Source organism: Shewanella glacialimarina (assembly GCF_020511155.1).
Taxonomy (GTDB): Bacteria; Pseudomonadota; Gammaproteobacteria; order Enterobacterales; family Shewanellaceae; genus Shewanella; species Shewanella glacialimarina.
This window is the reverse complement of the sequence record NZ_CP041216.1, coordinates 4,398,480-4,417,583: the sequence shown is the minus strand read 5'-3', so window position 1 is coordinate 4,417,583 and position 19,104 is coordinate 4,398,480. Positions and strand designations below refer to the sequence as shown.

Sequence of the window (19,104 nt, the reverse complement as noted above, 5' to 3'; positions counted from 1 at the left end):
AATAATGTATTGATGGTTAAGATTTTTTTACAAGGGTTTATATTCTAAGCGACCCATGAGTTGCTAATGGGTATGTGATTTTAGTTAAGGAAAATAAATGCGTTTGATAATACTAGGCATGTTTTTTATATTCATGCAGCTAGCTTGTTCTCCTACCTCAGTACCACAAGCTATTGGCACGCTAGAGCGTGATCGAGTGACATTTACCGCCACCTCGAATGAGATTATTCGTGAATTGCCCGTTATTGAAGGCAGCTTCGTCGAGTCAGGACAAGTGCTGGTGCGCTTAGATACTCAAAATCAGCAAGCTATCTTGGCTAATGCGATAGCCAAAAAGGCCAAAGCGACTGCTTTTTTGCTAAAGCTGACTAATGGCGAGCGGGTTGAAGATATCGCCTCAGCACAAGCTAAAGTGGCTCAAGCTGATGCACAGTTTGTTGAGGCACAGAAAAATTATCGTCGTCAGGTAGAGTTAGTCGCCCGTAAATTAGTGAGTCAATCTGATTTAGACAGCGCTTTAGCCAGTCGAGATAAAGCACTGGCGTCATTAAATGCGACCAAGGAAGAGTTTAGCAAGCTTACCGCGGGATCGCGTATCGAAGACATAGAACAAGCCAAAGCTGAATTAGCGGCTAGCCAAGCAGAAGTTGTTTTACAAACCCAGAAGTTAGATGAGTTAACCATAGTGGCCACCCGCGGTGGCATATTAGATAACTTGCCATATAACTTAGGTGAGCGAGTGGCGCTAAACAGTGTTGTGGCAGTGATGTTGGCTAATAGCGTGCCCTACGCTAGGGTATATGTCCCTGCACCGCACCGTATTCATTTTATTCCTGGCTTAAAAGTGACTGTGCATGTCGATGGTGTTGAACAAGCATTAGTGGGCACTGTGCGTTGGGTGTCCCATGAGGCCTCATTTACCCCTTATTACGCTTTGACTGAGAATGAACGCGCTCGATTAATGTACCTTGCCGAAATTGATTTAGAAGACTCTGCGGCAACATTTCCTTCGGGTATCCCCGCCCAGGTTGACTTGATTATTAATGATTCAACGGGAGATTAGTCATGACTGAATTCGTTATTGAAGCAGTCAACGTGGTGAAAAAGTTTGGTGATTTCACTGCTATCGAAAACGTCACCTTACGTGTCCCTAAAGGTTGTATTTATGGCTTTTTAGGCCCAAATGGTTGCGGTAAATCCACCATGATAAGAGTGCTAACGGGTTTGCTAAGCCCTACATCGGGTGACATCACCGTATTGGGCTTATCCATGCCCAAGCAAGCAGAATCATTACGCTTAAAAATTGGCTACATGACCCAAAAATTCTCCCTGTATGATGATTTAAGTGTGCAAGAAAACATGCAGTTTATGGGGCAAATATTTGGTATGGGCAGTAAGGCATTAAGCCTGCGCATTAATGAGCAATTAATGACTTATGGGTTAGATTCTATTCGTCAACAAAGGGTTGCGGGTATGAGTGGTGGTCAGCGTCAGCGTTTATCTTTAGCGTGTGCCACTATGCATAACCCAGAGTTACTTTTTTTGGATGAACCTACTTCCGCGGTTGACCCGCAAAATAGAAGAGAGTTTTGGGAGCAGTTGTTTGAGTTATCAGCACAAGGCACCACTATTTTAGTCACCACCCATTACATGGATGAAGCTGAACGTTGCCATCGTTTGGCGGTAATGGAATCTGGTATTATTCGTGCAGACGGAGAACCTGATGCTTTAATGCGTGATATGGGCGTTAATATTGTGGAGGTTAACAGTCCGCAGTTACGTGCCTTGAAAAAAAAGCTACTGGCAACGAAAGCTGTTCGATCAGCGGCGCAGCTAGGAGTACGCTTAAGGGTGTTGATTTATCAAGACATCACCGATCCTATTCAATGGCTGAAAACAACCTTTCCTGAACTTGCCCAAGCTGAAATGAATCTTGCACGTCCTAGTTTAGAAGATGTGTTTGTGTGTGTCACCGGTGAGGGGCGCCAATGATGTCTTTCTATCGAATAAAAGCGGTAATGGTGAAAGAGATCCGTCAATTATCAAGGGACCGGATTACCTTTGGCATGGTAGTGATGATCCCGCTTATTCAGCTATTGTTGTTTGGTTATGCCATTAATACCGACATTCGCCAAATACCGATAGCAGTTGTCGACCAAAGCCAGAGTACTGCGGGGCGGGTGATAACTGAGTCTGTTAAAGTTACTCAAGTGGTGAACGTTGTTAGGCATTTTGCTACCGCAGAAGAGGCTGAGCAAGCCATTAAACAGGGAGTTGTGCGTGCAGCGCTAATACTGCCGCAGGATTTAACTCAGCGAATGGTGCAAAATAGAGTGTTAGGCCAATGGATAGTTGATGGCTCAGACACTATGATCAGTTCAGCTATTTTAGCGCTAAAGTCTATGCCGTTAACCGATTTTGATTTCGACATTCGCCCTAAGACCGTTAAAACCTTTGAAGTGGTATTATTTTATAATCCGAGCCGACGCTCTGCGGTGAATATTGTGCCGGGTTTGTTAGGGATTATATTGACCATGACGATGATTCTATTCACCAGTACCGCCATAGTACGTGAACGGGAGCGAGGCAACTTAGAGTTGCTTATCACTACCCCTATTAGCCCAATAGAGTTGATGATAGCCAAAATTGTTCCATATATTTTTGTTGGCTTAATTCAGGTGTTCATCATTTTGGGGTTAGGCCATTGGATATTTGATGTGCCTATCAATGGGTCAGTTGCACAGATATTATTCGGCACCCTATTGTTTATTTCAGCCAGTTTATCATTGGGGTTAATGATTTCTACCTTGGCTAAAAATCAATTACAAGCCATGCAAATGACCATCTTTATCTTATTACCTTCAATATTATTGTCTGGTTTTATGTTTCCGTATGAAGGTATGCCAGAAACGGCACAATGGATATCAGAAGCGCTTCCGGCAACTCACTTTATGCGTTTAATTCGAGGTGTTGTATTACGAGAAGCTGATTTAATCGACCTATGGCGCGATACCCTGTGGCTTGCTTGTTTTACTGTGGTCGGCTTGTTCGTTGCTGCAGCTCGATTTAAGAAAACATTAGATTAAATAACCTCTGTTATGATTTAAAATTGCTATTATTCTGCCGCTTGAATTAGCCTGCTGACTATGATTTTGTGTGCTTACTTTAGCCATTAGCTGACGCTACTTTAGTCGTTATGCATACGTATTCAATATTCCAAGGTGTTTATTTGTTCGATTATTAGGCGATACTGATTTGGGTTAACAAATTGTTAACTCCAATAAAAATCTAATAATAAAGGCCTTAAACATGAATCCTAATCGCGCGTTAACTAAGGTAGCCATAGCAACTGGTTTATCTTTGTGTATGTCATCATCAGTATTTGCCAACCCACAACCGACTACATTTGTTCATCTTTTCGAATGGAATTGGCAAGATATTGCTCAAGAATGTGAACAATTTTTGGGGCCAAATGGTTATGCAGCGGTGCAAGTATCCCCACCGAACGAACATATTCAAGGTAGCCAGTGGTGGACTCGTTATCAGCCAGTAAGCTATGTACTACAAAGTCGTGGCGGTAACCGTGGTCAGTTTATTGATATGGTTAGCCGCTGTAAGGCGGTTAATGTAGATATCTATGTTGATGCGGTGATTAATCATATGGCTAGCGGCAGTGGTACAGGCACCGCAGGCAGTGCTTATGGTAATAAAAGCTACCCAGCATATAGCCCGCAGGACTTTCATAACACATGTGCGATTAAAGATTACAACAACCGTTGGGAGGTTCAAAACTGTGAGCTTGTTGGTTTAACTGATCTTAATACCAGTGCTAATTATGTTCAAACCTCGATTGCGGGTTTTTTGAATGATTTGACTAATATAGGTGTCGCAGGCTTTCGCTTTGATGCCTCTAAACACATGGCCGTTGAAGATATTCAAGGTGTGATGTCAAAGGTAAATGGCACACCTTTGGTTTTCCAAGAAGTGATTGACCAAGGTGGCGAAGCCATTAGTGCCAGTGAATATACCAGTGTGGGCTTGGTGACTGAGTTTAAATACTCAACCCAGTTAGGCAATACATTCCGTAATGGCAATTTAGCATCTTTAAAGAACTTTGGTGAAGGCTGGGGTTTTATGGCCAGCAGTTCCGCGGTTGTTTTTGTTGATAATCATGACAATCAACGTGGTCACGGCGGCGCTGGTAATGTGATCACATTTGAAGACGGACGGTTATATGACTTAGCCAATGTATTTATGTTGGCTTACCCCTACGGTTACCCAAAAGTGATGTCGAGTTATGCATTCAATGGCAATACCGATGTTGGCGCGCCTAGCGTTAGGGTTCATAACAATGGCAATTTAGAATGTTTTGATAACAACTGGAAGTGTGAGCATCGTTGGGGCTATATTGCTGGTGGGGTGAGTTTTCGAAATAACACCGCTGATAATTGGACGACCACAAACTGGTGGGACAACGGCAACAATAAAATTGCGTTCGGTCGTGGTAGTTCAGGTTTTGTGGCTATTAATAAAGAAAACTCTAATTTAACCGCAACATTAGCAACATCTATGGCGCCAGGGACTTATTGTAATGTGCTAAAAGGCAAGGTTGCTCAAGACAAGCGCTCATGCAGCGGCGAAACGATTGTTGTTAATAATAATGGTTCTATCAATGCTAACGTCGGAGCTTGGGATGCGTTTGCCATTCATCAAGGTGCTAAGCTCATCACTGGTGAGGTTATTAATAATCCTGATTGGAAGCGGACGGTTATTTTTGTGCAAGCTCAAACACAAAGCGGCCAAGATATGTTTGTGCGTGGTGGCATTGATCATGCCTATGCGGCAAGTAATTTAAATAAAACCTGTACCAGCAGCAATTTTGAATGTGCTATTCCAATTAGACATAACAACTTGCGTAATACCACTACAGCACCTTGGAAAGCCAATGATGTTTATCTAGATTGGTATGGCCCTGAGGCTGCTCAAAGCCCTGAATCATCAGGTTCTGCATTAGATTGGACAACCAATTTATGGCCAGTAGCTTGGGGAGCTAAACAAACGGTTGCTAATAATGGCTTCGGAGAAGAGCCTTTAAACATCTGGGGACAACATTATTGGATGTTAGATGTGGATATGGATTGCAGTAAAACGGTTAATGGATACTTTGAGGTTAAAGCGTTCGTCAAAAATGGCCAGGGCTGGGAAAGCAATATCAGTCAGTCCAACACACCATTCCCTTCAAGTAATCATGTCGCTCAATGCGGTAAAGTGAATCAATTTAACTTTAATAGCAATGGCGTACAAATAGGTAACTTGTAAGCATTTTAGGTAATTAAGATGGCTAAAACATCTGTTTAAGCCATTTTTATAGGTAACAAATTATCTGGACTGAATTTACACATACCAAGTAATAAGCAGAGGATCTTTGTAGTATGATGTGACGTATTCGTCAAACATCAATAAGACATACCAGCATGGCAAGCATACCTAGGCAAAATCTGACCCATCAACTCACTCATGATCTTGGTATTGCTATCGTCAGTGGAGAATATCCTATTGGAGAAGGGTTGCCTTCAGAAGCTGATTTGTGTGTTAAGTACGATGTTAGCCGCAGTTCAACGCGTGAAGCGGTAAAGATGTTGTCGGCTAAAGGCTTGATTACTTCACGCCCAAAGCAGGGCATAAGAGTGATGCCAGAAAGCCAATGGAATATGTTTGATATTGATGTCTTACATTGGATACTAAGCAGTAAACCCTCTTTATCATTATTAAAAGAGTTTACGCAAATGCGTTTAGCATTAGAGCCAGAAGCTGCAGCATTGGCAGCCAAAAGCGCAACTGCTGAGCAGATAGAGCATTTAGGTATAGCGTTACAGCGAATGAAGGATGCCGAGTTGGGGCTTGAAGATCCACTTGAGGCCGATATTTTGTTTCATGCAAATATTCTATGCTCTAGTAATAATCGCTTTTTTATTCAAATGACCGGTTTTACCAGTACTGCATTAAAGGTAAGTTTGCGTTATACCAATCAAATGAAAGGCGTTAATGGTGCTAATGTGCAAGATCATGCTGCTATTTATAATGCGATAAGAATGCGACAGCCGGAGTTAGCAAAAACGGGCATGGTTAAGATTATTAATGAGTTATTAGTGTTAATTGATTCTAGATTATAATTTTTAAACTTCCTCTACGGTTATCACATAAGTGCACAAACGGCTAAAACAGCCTAAAACCAATTTGATCAGGCAATAGCAGTTCAAATATTCAAACCAATATCGTAAAGTCGCCTTTGTATGCAGTGTTTTGCTGAAACATAGGTGCGCACTGTTATATTGCCATTACTAGAGTGTCTAGCTAGGTTGCCATACCAAGTGATTGAGGCTGATTAATGGATAGCCGTTAGCTCGAGTTCTTGAGCTAACTTCTTTGCTTCAATACGGTTCCAAATTTTATCGTGAAAATAAAATACCACTGTATTTACCGCCGGTTCTATTAATGCAACCGCGCCGCCAATGACAATACTGCCAGTGAGAAGGTAGGTAACCGTAAATGCGACAGAAAAATGCAGTACAGCAAATGTCATTGTTTTTTTCATAATAAGACCCCCAATTGATTTGCTTAAATGATAGTGATTATCATTTGTGATTGAAAGCTAAATTTATTAGTTGGGTTAATCGATTTTTTAAATCAATAAGCCTGCTGAGACAAAGCAGGCTTATAATTCACTTTTTAAAGTTTCATTGAATCGTCAAACAATTAATAATGCCAAGGAAATTTAGAAAAGTCTTTGTCGCGCTTTTCTAAAAAGGCATCGCGCCCTTCTTGTGCTTCTTCAGTACCGTAAGCTAAACGAGTTGCTTCACCGGCAAACAGTTGTTGGCCAACTAAGCCATCATCTACCATGTTAAAACCGTATTTAAGCATACGCATTGCGGTAGGTGATTTAGCGTTAATTTCCTTCGCCCATGCTAAGGCTTCTATTTCTAGCTCAGCATGTGGAATAGCACGGTTAACCATGCCCATATCAACAGCTTCTTCTGCAGAGTAATTAAATCCCAGGAAGAAAATTTCACGGGCGCGCTTCTGGCCAATCATCTTAGCTAAATAAGCGCTGCCATAACCTGAGTCAAAACTGCCTACATCAGGGTCGGTCTGCTTGAAAATAGCATGCTCTTTAGATGCTAATGTTAAATCGCAAACCACATGTAAACTATGACCGCCGCCAACAGCCCAACCGGGCACAACCGCAATAACCACTTTAGGCATAAATCGAATTAACCGCTGCACTTCTAAAATATGCAGACGTCCCATGCGGGCGACATCGGGCTTACCTTCTTCAGCGCCTTCATATTTATAACCGTCTTTACCGCGAATACGTTGATCTCCACCTGCGCAAAAAGAGTATTGACCTTTTGCTGATGGTCCATTGCCAGTGATAAGCACACAGCCAACATCTGACCATTGTCTTGCGTGGTCTAAAGCGATAAAGAGTTCATCTACAGTTTTTGGGCGAAATGAGTTAAGGCAATCAGGGCGATTAATCGCAATACGCACAGTGCCTTGATCTTTAGCGCGATGATAAGTGATGTCTTCAAAGTCGAAGCCACTTACAGTGTTCCAAAGTGTTGAGTCAAATATATCTGAAATTGGTTGTGTCATTATAAGCTAGCCTTCTTCAATCCATTATCCAAAGGCTATGCTGTATTAATATATAGGTCAATCTAGCGAGTATAAAAACGTTAACTATATCTGATCGCAAATGAATTGTAGGTTATCCCGACTAAACACAGGGTGGCTTCCTTTTGAGCTTGAGCAATATGTTTCTTTAAACTCTGCAATAGAGTCACTATCGGTGAAGACACCATCAAGCTCGCGAATCTCTATAGTAGATAAGCGCTCATAAATCTTCTCTTTAAGAATAGGGAGCTTATGATCTACTCGCTGAATTTTAGTACCAGTCATTGACGAGACTTTTTTATCTGCCGTATCAAACATAGTTTGCACATATTCTATAGGCTCATCGAGCTTGTCAGTTTCTGTTGCAAAGTAATAAATAATGCCACCTATGATGGCTAAACCTATCCAACCTCTCATTTTTTTGTCCGAGTTGATGTTAGAAAGGTATATACTATTCCAGTTTCTTTGTAATGTTAATGTAGTAAGGCTGTAAAATGACAATAGAATCGAAACCTAAAGATTATTCGAAGCAAAATCGAATTAAGATTCATCAGCCAGATGCAGATAAGGCAGACCGTTTTAATCCCAGCAACAGTATATATGTACGGGCTGTTGATGGGCTTTGGACACGAGTCCGTCGTCGTATGGGCTGGGTTACCATGTTGTTCTTTCTAATACTGCCATGGATCCCATGGGGCGACCGCCAAGCAGTATGGTTTCATCTTGCTGAACAGAAATTTCACGTCTTTGGCCTCACTATCTGGCCACAAGATTTAACATTGCTCGCTGCCCTCTTTATGATTGCCGCATTTGGCCTATTCTTTGTCACTACTTATCTTGGTCGAGTATGGTGTGGTTATACCTGCCCGCAAACGGTATGGACATTCATCTTTATCTGGTTTGAAGAGAAATTTGAAGGTGCACGTAATAAGCGTATCAAGTTAGATCAAATGCCATGGAGCCTTGATAAAGTATGGCGTAAAACCGCAAAACATACCGCTTGGATCTTTGTCTCCCTCTTAACCGCTATGACCTTTGTATCTTATTTTATTCCGACAAGAGAAGTGTATATTGATGTCTTTACGTTAAATGCCGATGGTAGTATCTACTTCTGGGTGATTTTCTTTACCATAGCTACATACGGTAATGCAGGATGGATGCGAGAGATTATGTGTATTCATATGTGTCCTTATGCGCGATTCCAAGCAGCAATGTTTGATAAGAATACCTATATTGTTGGCTATGACGCTAAGCGCGGTGAAACACGCGGGCCTCGTTCTCGTAAAGATGATCCTAAGGAAAAGGGATTAGGAGATTGTATTGACTGCGATCTTTGTGTTCAGGTTTGTCCAACGGGAATAGATATCCGTAACGGCTTGCAATATGAATGTATTAACTGTGGGGCATGTATTGATGCATGTGACAACACCATGGAACGTATGGGATATGCTAAAGGATTAATTAGTTACACCACAGAAAACAAGCTTGATAATGTTAAAGAGACCGTGCTGCGTCCTAAGTTAGTTGGTTACGGCGTTATATTAACTGTGATGATATTACTGTTTGTCTACGCCAGTGCAACCATAGCGCCGGTTCGAATGGATGTTATCCGTGATCGCAACGCCCTTTACCGTGAAAACAATCGAGGTGAAATAGAAAACACCTTCACGATTAAAATACTGAATAAGACTGAAGCTAAGCACGATTACCAGTTAAGCGTAGAAGGACTGAATAATGCGAGATGGATCGGACTGGACAATGTCAGTATCGCAGCAGGTGAAATTCTAACATTACCTATTAGTGTAGCAATTGACCCGGTAGAGCTAAAACGTAGCGTTACCAACATCAATATCGTTGTACGAACTGAAATAGATGGTGAATCTGTCATTACTACCCAAGAAACACGATTCTTCGGTGAGTAAAAAACAGTAAGAATAGTCATAAAGCATATGAAAAAGGGACGAACAGTCCCTTTTTTGTGCGTTTCGTCCAAAAAACACCCCATCAATGCCGTTTTGATAAAAAACTTCTTAAAAGCCCTTGCACTGCCTCAGAATCTCCCTATAATGCGCATCCACTGACACGGCACAGCGCGAAAGCAAAGTAGCGAGTTAGATTGATTTGAAAGGGTAAAAACTTCGGTTTCATCATCAAATCAACAGCGAAAAGAAAGTTTGAAAAAACACTTGACGCTGACAACAGGGTCTGTAGAATACGCAGCCCAAGCCAACGACCTAGCGTCCAACGGCGATGTTTGAAAAATTAACATCAACGCTCTTTAACAACTTAAACAAGAAATCTGTGTGGACATTCACAGGTATTGAGTTATTCGAAATTGCTTCTTCTTAGGAAGAGCAATCAAAAAATTTAAACTCAATGCAACGATGAATGTTCATAGCAATATGTACAAAAAGACTTTGTTAACTTCGGTTGATAAAGCAATCAGAATTCATTGAGCCGAAACCTTCGGGTTTCAAAAAAACTTTAATTGAAGAGTTTGATCATGGCTCAGATTGAACGCTGGCGGCAGGCCTAACACATGCAAGTCGAGCGGCAGCGGGAAGGTAGCTTGCTATCTTTGCCGGCGAGCGGCGGACGGGTGAGTAATGCCTAGGGATCTGCCCAGTCGAGGGGGATAACAGTTGGAAACGACTGCTAATACCGCATACGCCCTACGGGGGAAAGGAGGGGACCTTCGGGCCTTTCGCGATTGGATGAACCTAGGTGGGATTAGCTAGTTGGTGAGGTAATGGCTCACCAAGGCGACGATCCCTAGCTGTTCTGAGAGGATGATCAGCCACACTGGGACTGAGACACGGCCCAGACTCCTACGGGAGGCAGCAGTGGGGAATATTGCACAATGGGCGAAAGCCTGATGCAGCCATGCCGCGTGTGTGAAGAAGGCCTTCGGGTTGTAAAGCACTTTCAGTAGGGAGGAAAGGCAGTAGTTTAATAAACTATTGCTGTGACGTTACCTACAGAAGAAGGACCGGCTAACTCCGTGCCAGCAGCCGCGGTAATACGGAGGGTCCGAGCGTTAATCGGAATTACTGGGCGTAAAGCGTGCGCAGGCGGTTTTTTAAGCCAGATGTGAAAGCCCTGGGCTCAACCTAGGAATTGCATTTGGAACTGGGGAACTAGAGTCTTGTAGAGGGAGGTAGAATTTCAGGTGTAGCGGTGAAATGCGTAGATATCTGAAGGAATACCGGTGGCGAAGGCGGCCTCCTGGACAAAGACTGACGCTCATGCACGAAAGCGTGGGGAGCAAACAGGATTAGATACCCTGGTAGTCCACGCCGTAAACGATGTCTACTCGGAGTTTGGTGACTTAGTCACTGGGCTCCCAAGCTAACGCATTAAGTAGACCGCCTGGGGAGTACGGCCGCAAGGTTAAAACTCAAATGAATTGACGGGGGCCCGCACAAGCGGTGGAGCATGTGGTTTAATTCGATGCAACGCGAAGAACCTTACCTACTCTTGACATCCACAGAAGAGACCAGAGATGGACTTGTGCCTTCGGGAACTGTGAGACAGGTGCTGCATGGCTGTCGTCAGCTCGTGTTGTGAAATGTTGGGTTAAGTCCCGCAACGAGCGCAACCCCTATCCTTATTTGCCAGCGAGTTATGTCGGGAACTTTAGGGAGACTGCCGGTGATAAACCGGAGGAAGGTGGGGACGACGTCAAGTCATCATGGCCCTTACGAGTAGGGCTACACACGTGCTACAATGGCGTATACAGAGGGTTGCAAAGCCGCGAGGTGGAGCTAATCTCACAAAGTACGTCGTAGTCCGGATTGGAGTCTGCAACTCGACTCCATGAAGTCGGAATCGCTAGTAATCGTGAATCAGAATGTCACGGTGAATACGTTCCCGGGCCTTGTACACACCGCCCGTCACACCATGGGAGTGGGCTGCAAAAGAAGTGGGTAGTTTAACCTTCGGGAGAACGCTCACCACTTTGTGGTTCATGACTGGGGTGAAGTCGTAACAAGGTAGCCCTAGGGGAACCTGGGGCTGGATCACCTCCTTACCTATACGACTAACTCAATACCTAAAAGTGCAGAGATGCATGTGAGTGTTCACACAGATTACTTGTTAACTTCTTCGGAAGTAGAGTGAAACACACCGCTTGCCGGTTAAGTGTTGTTCTTTAACAATTTGGAAAGCTGATAGTACTAACTAAAGGCGCATAGATGATGATTCGTTGTCGTTTGTGTGATTAGGTTAGTGCGAAAATAATATTGATGCGAAAGCATCAGTATCTTGAGTTCTCAAAACACTGTTTAAGTGTCTTGAATATTCTAAAAACTAAGGCGAGTCACACTTCCTGGTCGGGAGTGAGACAAGTAAAAACCAGCTAGTTGCGATACAGTCTGATTAGTTCATTCTCTTGTTTACAAGGGCAGTGAAACTCATTTGGGTTGTATGGTTAAGTGACTAAGCGTATACGGTGGATGCCTTGGCAGTCAGAGGCGATGAAGGACGTAATAACTTGCGAAAAGCGTTGGCGAGCTAGTAATAAGCATTTGAGCTAACGATATCCGAATGGGGAAACCCGGCCACATAAGTGGTCATCATACAGTGAATACATAGCTGTATGAGGCGAACCTGGGGAACTGAAACATCTAAGTACCCAGAGGAAAAGAAATCAACCGAGATTCCCCTAGTAGCGGCGAGCGAACGGGGATTAGCCCTTAAGTCTATGGGGTGTTAGTGGAATGAGTTGGAAAGCTCAGCGGCACAGGGTGATAGCCCCGTACATGAAAACTAACCATAGATGAAAACGAGTAAGGCGGGACACGTGACATCCTGTTTGAATATGGGGGGACCATCCTCCAAGGCTAAATACTCCTGACTGACCGATAGTGAACCAGTACCGTGAGGGAAAGGCGAAAAGAACCCCTGTGAGGGGAGTGAAATAGAACCTGAAACCGTATACGTACAAGCAGTGGGAGCGGTTCTTGAGACCGTGACTGCGTACCTTTTGTATAATGGGTCAGCGACTTACGTTTTGTAGCGAGGTTAAGCGAATAGCGGAGCCGTAGGGAAACCGAGTGTTAACTGCGCGTTTAGTTGCAAGGCGTAGACCCGAAACCGAGTGATCTAGCCATGGGCAGGTTGAAGGTTGAGTAACATCAACTGGAGGACCGAACCGACTTATGTTGAAAAATGAGCGGATGACTTGTGGCTGGGGGTGAAAGGCCAATCAAACTCGGAGATATCTGGTTCTCCTCGAAAGCTATTTAGGTAGCGCCTCGAGCGAATACCATTGGGGGTAGAGCACTGTTAAGGCTAGGGGGTCATCCCGACTTACCAACCCTTTGCAAACTCCGAATACCAATGAGTACTACTCGGGAGACAGACAGCGGGTGCTAACGTCCGTTGTCAAAAGGGAAACAACCCAGACCGTCAGCTAAGGTCCCAAAGTGTATGTTAAGTGGGAAACGATGTGGGAAGGCTTAGACAGCTAGGATGTTGGCTTAGAAGCAGCCATCATTTAAAGAAAGCGTAATAGCTCACTAGTCGAGTCGGCCTGCGCGGAAGATTTAACGGGGCTAAACATACCACCGAAGCTACGGGTTTGCAGTTTACTGCAAGCGGTAGAGGAGCGTTCTGTAAGCGGTTGAAGGTGAAGGGGTAACCCACACTGGACGTATCAGAAGTGCGAATGCTGACATGAGTAACGATAAAGGGAGTGAAAAACTCCCTCGCCGAAAGACCAAGGGTTCCTGTCCAACGTTAATCGGGGCAGGGTGAGTCGACCCCTAAGGTGAGGCCGAAAGGCGTAATCGATGGAAAACAGATTAATATTTCTGTACCTCTGCTAACTGCGATGGAGAGACGGAGAAGGCTAGGCTAGCGCGGCGTTGGTAGTCCGCGTTTAAGGTAGTAGGCGGTGTTCTTAGGCAAATCCGGGAACACGTACTTAAATGTACACGTTGAGAGCTGATGACGAGTCACTAAGGTGATGAAGTAGTTGATGCCATGCTTCCAGGAAAATCTTCTAAGCTTCAGGTTAGTAGGGATCGTACCCCAAACCGACACAGGTGGTCGGGTAGAGAATACCAAGGCGCTTGAGAGAACTCGGCTGAAGGAACTAGGCAAAATGGTACCGTAACTTCGGGAGAAGGTACGCTGCTGTTGGTGATGGGACTTGCTCCCTAAGCTGACGGCAGTCGCAGATACCAGGTGGCTGCAACTGTTTATCAAAAACACAGCACTGTGCAAAATCGCAAGATGACGTATACGGTGTGACGCCTGCCCGGTGCCGGAAGGTTAATTGATTGGGTTATCGCAAGAGAAGCTCATGATCGAAGCCCCGGTAAACGGCGGCCGTAACTATAACGGTCCTAAGGTAGCGAAATTCCTTGTCGGGTAAGTTCCGACCTGCACGAATGGCGTAATGATGGCCACGCTGTCTCCAGCCGAGACTCAGTGAAGTTGAAATTGCGGTGAAGATGCCGTATACCCGCGGCTAGACGGAAAGACCCCGTGAACCTTTACTATAGCTTGGCACTGAACATTGAACCTACATGTGTAGGATAGGTGGGAGACTTTGAAGCTTCGTCGCTAGATGGAGTGGAGTCAATCTTGAAATACCACCCTTGTAGTTTTGATGTTCTAACTCTGGCCCCTTATCGGGGTTGAGGACAGTGCCTGGTGGGTAGTTTGACTGGGGCGGTCTCCTCCCAAAGAGTAACGGAGGAGCACGAAGGTTGGCTAAGTACGGTCGGACATCGTACGGTTAGTGCAATGGCATAAGCCAGCTTAACTGCGAGACATACACGTCGAGCAGGTACGAAAGTAGGTCATAGTGATCCGGTGGTTCTGAATGGAAGGGCCATCGCTCAACGGATAAAAGGTACTCCGGGGATAACAGGCTGATACCGCCCAAGAGTTCATATCGACGGCGGTGTTTGGCACCTCGATGTCGGCTCATCACATCCTGGGGCTGAAGTCGGTCCCAAGGGTATGGCTGTTCGCCATTTAAAGTGGTACGCGAGCTGGGTTCAGAACGTCGTGAGACAGTTCGGTCCCTATCTGCCGTGGGCGTTGGATGATTGAGGGGAGCTGCTCCTAGTACGAGAGGACCGGAGTGGACGAACCGCTGGTGTTCGGGTTGTCATGCCAATGGCATTGCCCGGTAGCTACGTTCGGAATCGATAACCGCTGAAAGCATCTAAGCGGGAAGCGAGCCCCAAGATGAGTCATCCCTAGAGCTTTAAGCTCTCTAAAGGGCCGTAGGAGACTACTACGTTGATAGGCAAGGTGTGTAAGCGTTGTGAGGCGTTGAGCTAACTTGTACTAATGACCCGTGAGGCTTAACCATACAACCCAGATGGGTTTTACTAACCTTAGTTGTTAGGATGGGACACTTAGACAGTGCGAACTCAAGAAGCTCTAATGAGCAATCAGCTTTCCGAATTATTATTTAATGCTAGTTAAATGGCGTTAGATAACCAAATTTGTCTGGAAACCATAGAGCTGTGGCACCACCTGATCCCATTCCGAACTCAGAAGTGAAACACAGTATCGCCGATGGTAGTGTGGGGTCTCCCCATGTGAGAGTAGGTCATTTCCAGGCGCCTAATTTCTCTTTTAAGAAAGAGAAGTCTCCTGATAGTGACATATCAGTGACTTAAAAAGATTTAGCATCGTGCGTAAGCAATTTGCTAAAGGAGCGGTAGTTCAGTTGGTTAGAATACCGGCCTGTCACGCCGGGGGTCGCGGGTTCGAGTCCCGTCCGCTCCGCCAACTTAAGACGAAGGCCTTTGCAGCAATGCAAAGGCCTTTTTCGTATGTGAAATTTATAAATATTGGTGAAAGTTTTGTTGGTTAAGACTTTTTCGAGACATAGATTCGGGGCAGCGGCCTGTCACGCCGGGGGGCGCTGGTTCACTCTTGTTACCAGCAGCGTTCGCTTCGCCGAAGGCCTTTGCAGCAATGCAAAGGCCTTTTTCGTATGTGAAATTTACAAATATTGGTGAAAGTTCTGTTGGTGAAGACTTTTTTGAGACATAGATTCGGGGCAGCGGGTTCACTCTTGTTACCAGCAGTGTCCGCTCCGCCAACTTAAGACGAAGGCCTTTGCAGTAATGCAAAGGCCTTTTTCGTGTGTGTAATTTAAAAATATTGGTAATAGTTCTGTTGGTTAAGACTTTTTTGAGACATAGATTCGGGGCAGCGGCCTGTCACGCCGGAGGTCGCGGGTTCACTCTTGTTACCAGCAGTGTCCGCTCCGCCAACTTAAGACGAAGGCCTTTGCAGCAATGCAAAGGCCTTTTTCGTATGTGAAATTTATAAATATTGGTGAAAGTTTTGTTGGTTAAGACTTTTTCGAGACATAGATTCGGGGCAGCGGCCTGTCACGCCGGAGGTCGCGGGTTCACTCTTGTTACAAGCAGCGTCCGCTTCGCGAACTTAAGATGAAGGCCTTTGCTGTAATGCAAAGGCCTTCTTCGTATATGAAATTTGTAAATATCTGTGGTAGTTCTGTTAGTTCAGCAAAGTACTCGGTATTGTTTGATAACTTTTCTAATGAGATATTCATATCGCTGTTTGAAATTGATATCGATATTCATCAATATTTTATAAAACGAGTTTTTTAAATGTATTGAGTGGTACACCAGAACTGTTAGTGTTTCTTTAAATGTTATATCAGATATATAATTGGTTACTTTACTATACGAGATTAGAATGGATTGTCGATTGGGTTGTGGTGCGTGTTGTATTTCGCCGTCGATTACGAGTGCTATACCTGGGATGCCTGACGGAAAACCCGCAGGTGTCCGTTGTGCTCAATTAAGTGATGAAAACCTATGTATGATCTTCGGTAAACCAGAGAGGCCTTCAGTGTGTAGTGGTTTTTCTGCAAGTATAGATGTTTGTGGCTCTTCAAATGAGCAAGCCTTATGGTTGATCAATGATCTAGAGCGTTCAACATGTTAAAGTCTTCTTTTCTTTTATAGAGTATGGTTTATCAATGCAATTAACCCGCTATACAGATTATGGTATCCGCATTTTGATGTACCTTGCTGTACAACCAGAGCGAGATGCATTGTTCCGTATTGCTGAGGTAACTAACGTTTTTGATTTATCATCAAATCACGTTGCTAAAATTATTCATCAGCTTGGAAAGTTAGGTTATTTAAAAACTATCCGGGGTAAGAGTGGTGGGTTTAAATTAGCTATTCCTGTTAAGGATATCCAAATAGGCTTGTTGGTTAGACAACTAGAACACTCATTAATTGCTGTTAATTGTGAAGAACCATTTTGCCGCTTTACACCCGTATGCAATTTGAAAGGGGTATTAGGAAAAGCGGTTGCTGCTTATTTAGCTGTATTGGATCTATATTCTTTAGCGGATATAGTAAACAATAAATCTGAGTTAATCTCTACCTTACCTGATTTATCTATCTCAGTGTTTGATATGAGCTAGTTGAATAAACCTTAGCTATATCGGTCGCAAGTAAATCTGAAGTGTGTACTAAGTTGATACCATTTTCTTTCAGCCTAGGAAGGTTGGCCTTTAGGTAGGCAACAGTTTCAGGATACGGATGTGCAATAGCAACCAGTGTACCTCGTTGCTTTGCTTGATAAATAATTTGTTTGAACTGCTTTTCCAGTGCGTGTTGGCGTAAGTCATTATCTAAAAAGACTTGCCGCTGTAATAATGGCACTCCTACCGCTTTTGCTTTATCACTCGCCTTACTATATTTAGTTGTCATGCTGTCGACAAAATACGCTTGCTTGCTTTTTAAGCTTTGCATGACCCAAAGCATTGGCTTTTCTAATTGAGTCAGTAAGCTACCCATATGATTATTCGCCCCGCGGGCAAAAGGGATATTTCCAAAAGCAGATGTTATTTCGTGTTTAACTTGTTGCTCGTTCATGTCATTGGTCAATCCACCAGGGCCTAAGGCATTACCGCTTAAAGCCTGCATTGGTAAATGTATCATTATTTCATAGCCCTTATTATGGCCTTCTAATGCTAGCCTTTGTCCTAAAGGTGTGTGCGGTAAGACTGATAAGGTAATATTTTGAGGCAATGACAAAACTGCCTCATCTGTTTGACGGTATCCAATATCGTCAATGATGATAGCTAAGTTTGCTGCATTTAATGATGAAAAACAGGCAAATTGTAATATTATTATTAATAAAAAGCGCACAGTTATTATTGTTTTCTTTTTGATTTTATTTAGTTTTCTCTGCTATCTATCCAGGCGATAGCTGAGTCGATTTGCTGATCGTAATCATTATCTAACATTTTTTCTGTACCGATTATAGGCACATTCATCTCATCTGTAACAGCAGTAATTGATATTTCTATATCTGGTGTAATGCCTACAGTGTTTATATTATTTCCATTAGGGGTACTGTAGTTTGCAATAGTTAGTTTGATCGCATTACTTTGGCCAAGTATGGGGATAAGGCTTTGAACTGTTCCTTTACCAAAACTGGTTTCTCCTAATAAGGTTGCGCGATGGTTTTCTTGCAGCGCCGCCGCTAAAACTTCCGAAGCCGATGCTGAACCTTTATTGATTAACACAACCATGGGGACTTTAGCAAAAATAGTATCTGATGAGGCATAGTAATCTTCATTTGCATCAAAAATACGTCCAGTAGTTGTCACGATTCGACCGTGATCAAGAAATAAATCTGCAATACTAATCGCTTGATCAAGTAGTCCTCCTGGGTTATTGCGTAAATCCAAAATTAGCCCTCTTAGTGGTAAATGCTGCCATTTTATTGCTTGTTTGCTTATCGCATCGGTTGCATCTTCCTGAAAACTTGTCAGATGCAAGTAACCAATATCCCCGTTAATAATTTTACTGTTTATAGAATTGATGCGAATAAAGTCTGGCTGTAAGGTGATTGTAAGGGGCACTTTACTTGTGATGGGTTGAAGACTTAGGGAGATGGCTTTGTTGTTATTACTATACTGCCTGATTTCGGTTAATACCATTTGCAGGTTTGTGGCATCAACAAACGTATCATTAAGCTTGATAATCTTATCACCCGCTTTAATACCTGCACGTTCTGCTGGTGAGTTCTTGAAGGGGCTGATGATGGTAATTTTTCCATCATCAGTCGCGACTTCAAACCCAAAACCAAAATACTCACCTTTGTTGGAGTCGCTTATTGCCTGAAAATCTTCATGAGTTAGAAATCCAGAGTAGGGGTCAAGTTCTTTGAATATCCCTTTTATTGCAGCATCAATAAGTTGCTGTCGATCTATTTTATCTACGTAGTAAGTTTCAACAGTATCAATAACATCGACTAAAAGTGGGTAGTCAAAATCATAATAGGCAGGCTTTGGATTAGCGTGCTCTAAACTTGAAATGCTGATCGATAGCGCCACGCAGACGCCAAGTATAAAGCAACTAATATAACGAATTGTTTGATGCATAACTGCCCCTATAACCA

At 43.6% G+C, this 19,104-nt stretch carries 13 protein-coding genes, 1 tRNA gene and 3 rRNA genes; 12 read left to right on the top strand and 5 right to left on the bottom strand.

What is annotated here, in order from left to right; genetic code table 11:
• Positions 1-97: 97 nt before the first annotated feature.
• The 5 genes from FJ709_RS19385 to FJ709_RS19365 all read left to right on the top strand — a co-directional run bounded on the left by FJ709_RS19385 (position 98) and on the right by FJ709_RS19365 (position 6,173).
• On the top strand, positions 98-1,063 hold the full coding sequence (locus tag FJ709_RS19385) for an HlyD family secretion protein (protein WP_226412190.1): 966 nt from the start codon (positions 98-100) through the stop codon (positions 1,061-1,063).
• A 2-nt stretch (positions 1,064-1,065) separates the two neighbouring features.
• Positions 1,066-1,992 carry an ABC transporter ATP-binding protein gene (locus FJ709_RS19380; RefSeq protein ID WP_226412188.1) on the top strand — a complete coding sequence of 309 codons (927 nt, stop codon included), beginning with the start codon at positions 1,066-1,068 and terminating at the stop codon, positions 1,990-1,992.
• Positions 1,989-3,086, top strand: coding sequence for an ABC transporter permease (locus FJ709_RS19375; protein ID WP_226412186.1), 1,098 nt, complete (start codon positions 1,989-1,991; stop codon positions 3,084-3,086). Before FJ709_RS19380 ends, FJ709_RS19375 begins: the two co-directional genes overlap by 4 nt.
• Positions 3,087-3,309: 223 nt before the next feature.
• Positions 3,310-5,319: an alpha-amylase gene (locus tag FJ709_RS19370; RefSeq protein WP_404829984.1), complete on the top strand. Its 2,010-nt coding sequence runs from the start codon at positions 3,310-3,312 to the stop codon at positions 5,317-5,319.
• A gap of 155 nt (positions 5,320-5,474) precedes the next feature.
• Complete coding sequence (locus FJ709_RS19365) at positions 5,475-6,173, top strand: FadR/GntR family transcriptional regulator (RefSeq protein ID WP_226412184.1); 699 nt, start codon at positions 5,475-5,477, stop codon at positions 6,171-6,173.
• A 212-nt stretch (positions 6,174-6,385) separates the two neighbouring features.
• Here the strand turns inward: FJ709_RS19365 and FJ709_RS19360 are convergent, their stop codons facing one another.
• The 3 genes from FJ709_RS19360 to FJ709_RS19350 all read right to left on the bottom strand — a co-directional run bounded on the left by FJ709_RS19360 (position 6,386) and on the right by FJ709_RS19350 (position 8,094).
• Entirely contained in the window at positions 6,386-6,595 is a 210-nt protein-coding gene (locus FJ709_RS19360; protein ID WP_226412182.1) for a DUF2061 domain-containing protein, read from the bottom strand.
• 161 nt (positions 6,596-6,756) lie between these two features.
• Positions 6,757-7,659: a 1,4-dihydroxy-2-naphthoyl-CoA synthase gene (locus tag FJ709_RS19355; protein ID WP_226412180.1), complete on the bottom strand. Its 903-nt coding sequence runs from the start codon at positions 7,657-7,659 to the stop codon at positions 6,757-6,759.
• Between the two features lie 84 nt (positions 7,660-7,743).
• Complete coding sequence (locus FJ709_RS19350) at positions 7,744-8,094, bottom strand: hypothetical protein (protein WP_226412178.1); 351 nt, start codon at positions 8,092-8,094, stop codon at positions 7,744-7,746.
• A 77-nt stretch (positions 8,095-8,171) separates the two neighbouring features.
• On the opposite strand from FJ709_RS19350, the gene ccoG reads away from it, so the two are divergent.
• From ccoG to FJ709_RS19315, 7 genes are all read left to right on the top strand, one after another.
• Positions 8,172-9,599 carry a cytochrome c oxidase accessory protein CcoG gene (ccoG, locus tag FJ709_RS19345; RefSeq protein WP_226412176.1) on the top strand — a complete coding sequence of 476 codons (1,428 nt, stop codon included), beginning with the start codon at positions 8,172-8,174 and terminating at the stop codon, positions 9,597-9,599.
• 563 nt (positions 9,600-10,162) lie between these two features.
• Positions 10,163-11,707, top strand: a 16S ribosomal RNA gene (locus tag FJ709_RS19340).
• Positions 11,708-12,104: 397 nt separating this feature from the next.
• Positions 12,105-15,007, top strand: a 23S ribosomal RNA gene (locus tag FJ709_RS19335).
• A gap of 139 nt (positions 15,008-15,146) precedes the next feature.
• Positions 15,147-15,262: ribosomal RNA gene (gene rrf, locus FJ709_RS19330) — 5S ribosomal RNA — on the top strand.
• Together the 16S, 23S and 5S rRNA genes with 1 tRNA gene alongside form the textbook arrangement of a ribosomal RNA operon.
• A 93-nt stretch (positions 15,263-15,355) precedes the next feature.
• A tRNA-Asp gene (locus tag FJ709_RS19325) sits at positions 15,356-15,432 on the top strand.
• Positions 15,433-16,374: 942 nt separating this feature from the next.
• Complete coding sequence (locus FJ709_RS19320) at positions 16,375-16,626, top strand: YkgJ family cysteine cluster protein (protein ID WP_226412174.1); 252 nt, start codon at positions 16,375-16,377, stop codon at positions 16,624-16,626.
• 34 nt (positions 16,627-16,660) lie between these two features.
• Positions 16,661-17,116: an Rrf2 family transcriptional regulator gene (locus FJ709_RS19315; RefSeq protein WP_226412172.1), complete on the top strand. Its 456-nt coding sequence runs from the start codon at positions 16,661-16,663 to the stop codon at positions 17,114-17,116.
• Here FJ709_RS19315 and FJ709_RS19310 read toward each other — a convergent pair.
• Together FJ709_RS19310 and FJ709_RS19305 are read right to left on the bottom strand one after the other, a co-directional pair.
• Positions 17,091-17,846, bottom strand: a complete 756-nt coding sequence (locus FJ709_RS19310; protein WP_226412170.1) for a divergent polysaccharide deacetylase family protein — start codon at positions 17,844-17,846, stop codon at positions 17,091-17,093. The genes FJ709_RS19315 and FJ709_RS19310 overlap by 26 nt on opposite strands.
• A 29-nt stretch (positions 17,847-17,875) precedes the next feature.
• The gene (locus tag FJ709_RS19305) at positions 17,876-19,087 is read right to left on the bottom strand and encodes a S41 family peptidase (RefSeq protein ID WP_226412168.1); all 1,212 of its coding nucleotides are present in this window, start codon (positions 19,085-19,087) and stop codon (positions 17,876-17,878) included.
• Positions 19,088-19,104: the final 17 nt, after the last annotated feature.

What these genes read in the sequence shown, in the direction of transcription:
- FJ709_RS19385 (WP_226412190.1), top strand. Translation starts at nt 98, where the DNA reads ATGCGTTTGATAATACTAGGCATGTTTTTTATATTCATGCAGCTAGCT.
- FJ709_RS19380 (WP_226412188.1), top strand. Translation starts at nt 1,066, where the DNA reads ATGACTGAATTCGTTATTGAAGCAGTCAACGTGGTGAAAAAGTTTGGT.
- FJ709_RS19375 (WP_226412186.1), top strand. Translation starts at nt 1,989, where the DNA reads ATGATGTCTTTCTATCGAATAAAAGCGGTAATGGTGAAAGAGATCCGT.
- FJ709_RS19370 (WP_404829984.1), top strand. Translation starts at nt 3,310, where the DNA reads ATGAATCCTAATCGCGCGTTAACTAAGGTAGCCATAGCAACTGGTTTA.
- FJ709_RS19365 (WP_226412184.1), top strand. Translation starts at nt 5,475, where the DNA reads ATGGCAAGCATACCTAGGCAAAATCTGACCCATCAACTCACTCATGAT.
- FJ709_RS19360 (WP_226412182.1), bottom strand. Translation starts at nt 6,595, where the DNA reads ATGAAAAAAACAATGACATTTGCTGTACTGCATTTTTCTGTCGCATTT.
- FJ709_RS19355 (WP_226412180.1), bottom strand. Translation starts at nt 7,659, where the DNA reads ATGACACAACCAATTTCAGATATATTTGACTCAACACTTTGGAACACT.
- FJ709_RS19350 (WP_226412178.1), bottom strand. Translation starts at nt 8,094, where the DNA reads ATGAGAGGTTGGATAGGTTTAGCCATCATAGGTGGCATTATTTATTAC.
- ccoG (WP_226412176.1), top strand. Translation starts at nt 8,172, where the DNA reads ATGACAATAGAATCGAAACCTAAAGATTATTCGAAGCAAAATCGAATT.
- FJ709_RS19320 (WP_226412174.1), top strand. Translation starts at nt 16,375, where the DNA reads ATGGATTGTCGATTGGGTTGTGGTGCGTGTTGTATTTCGCCGTCGATT.
- FJ709_RS19315 (WP_226412172.1), top strand. Translation starts at nt 16,661, where the DNA reads ATGCAATTAACCCGCTATACAGATTATGGTATCCGCATTTTGATGTAC.
- FJ709_RS19305 (WP_226412168.1), bottom strand. Translation starts at nt 19,087, where the DNA reads ATGCATCAAACAATTCGTTATATTAGTTGCTTTATACTTGGCGTCTGC.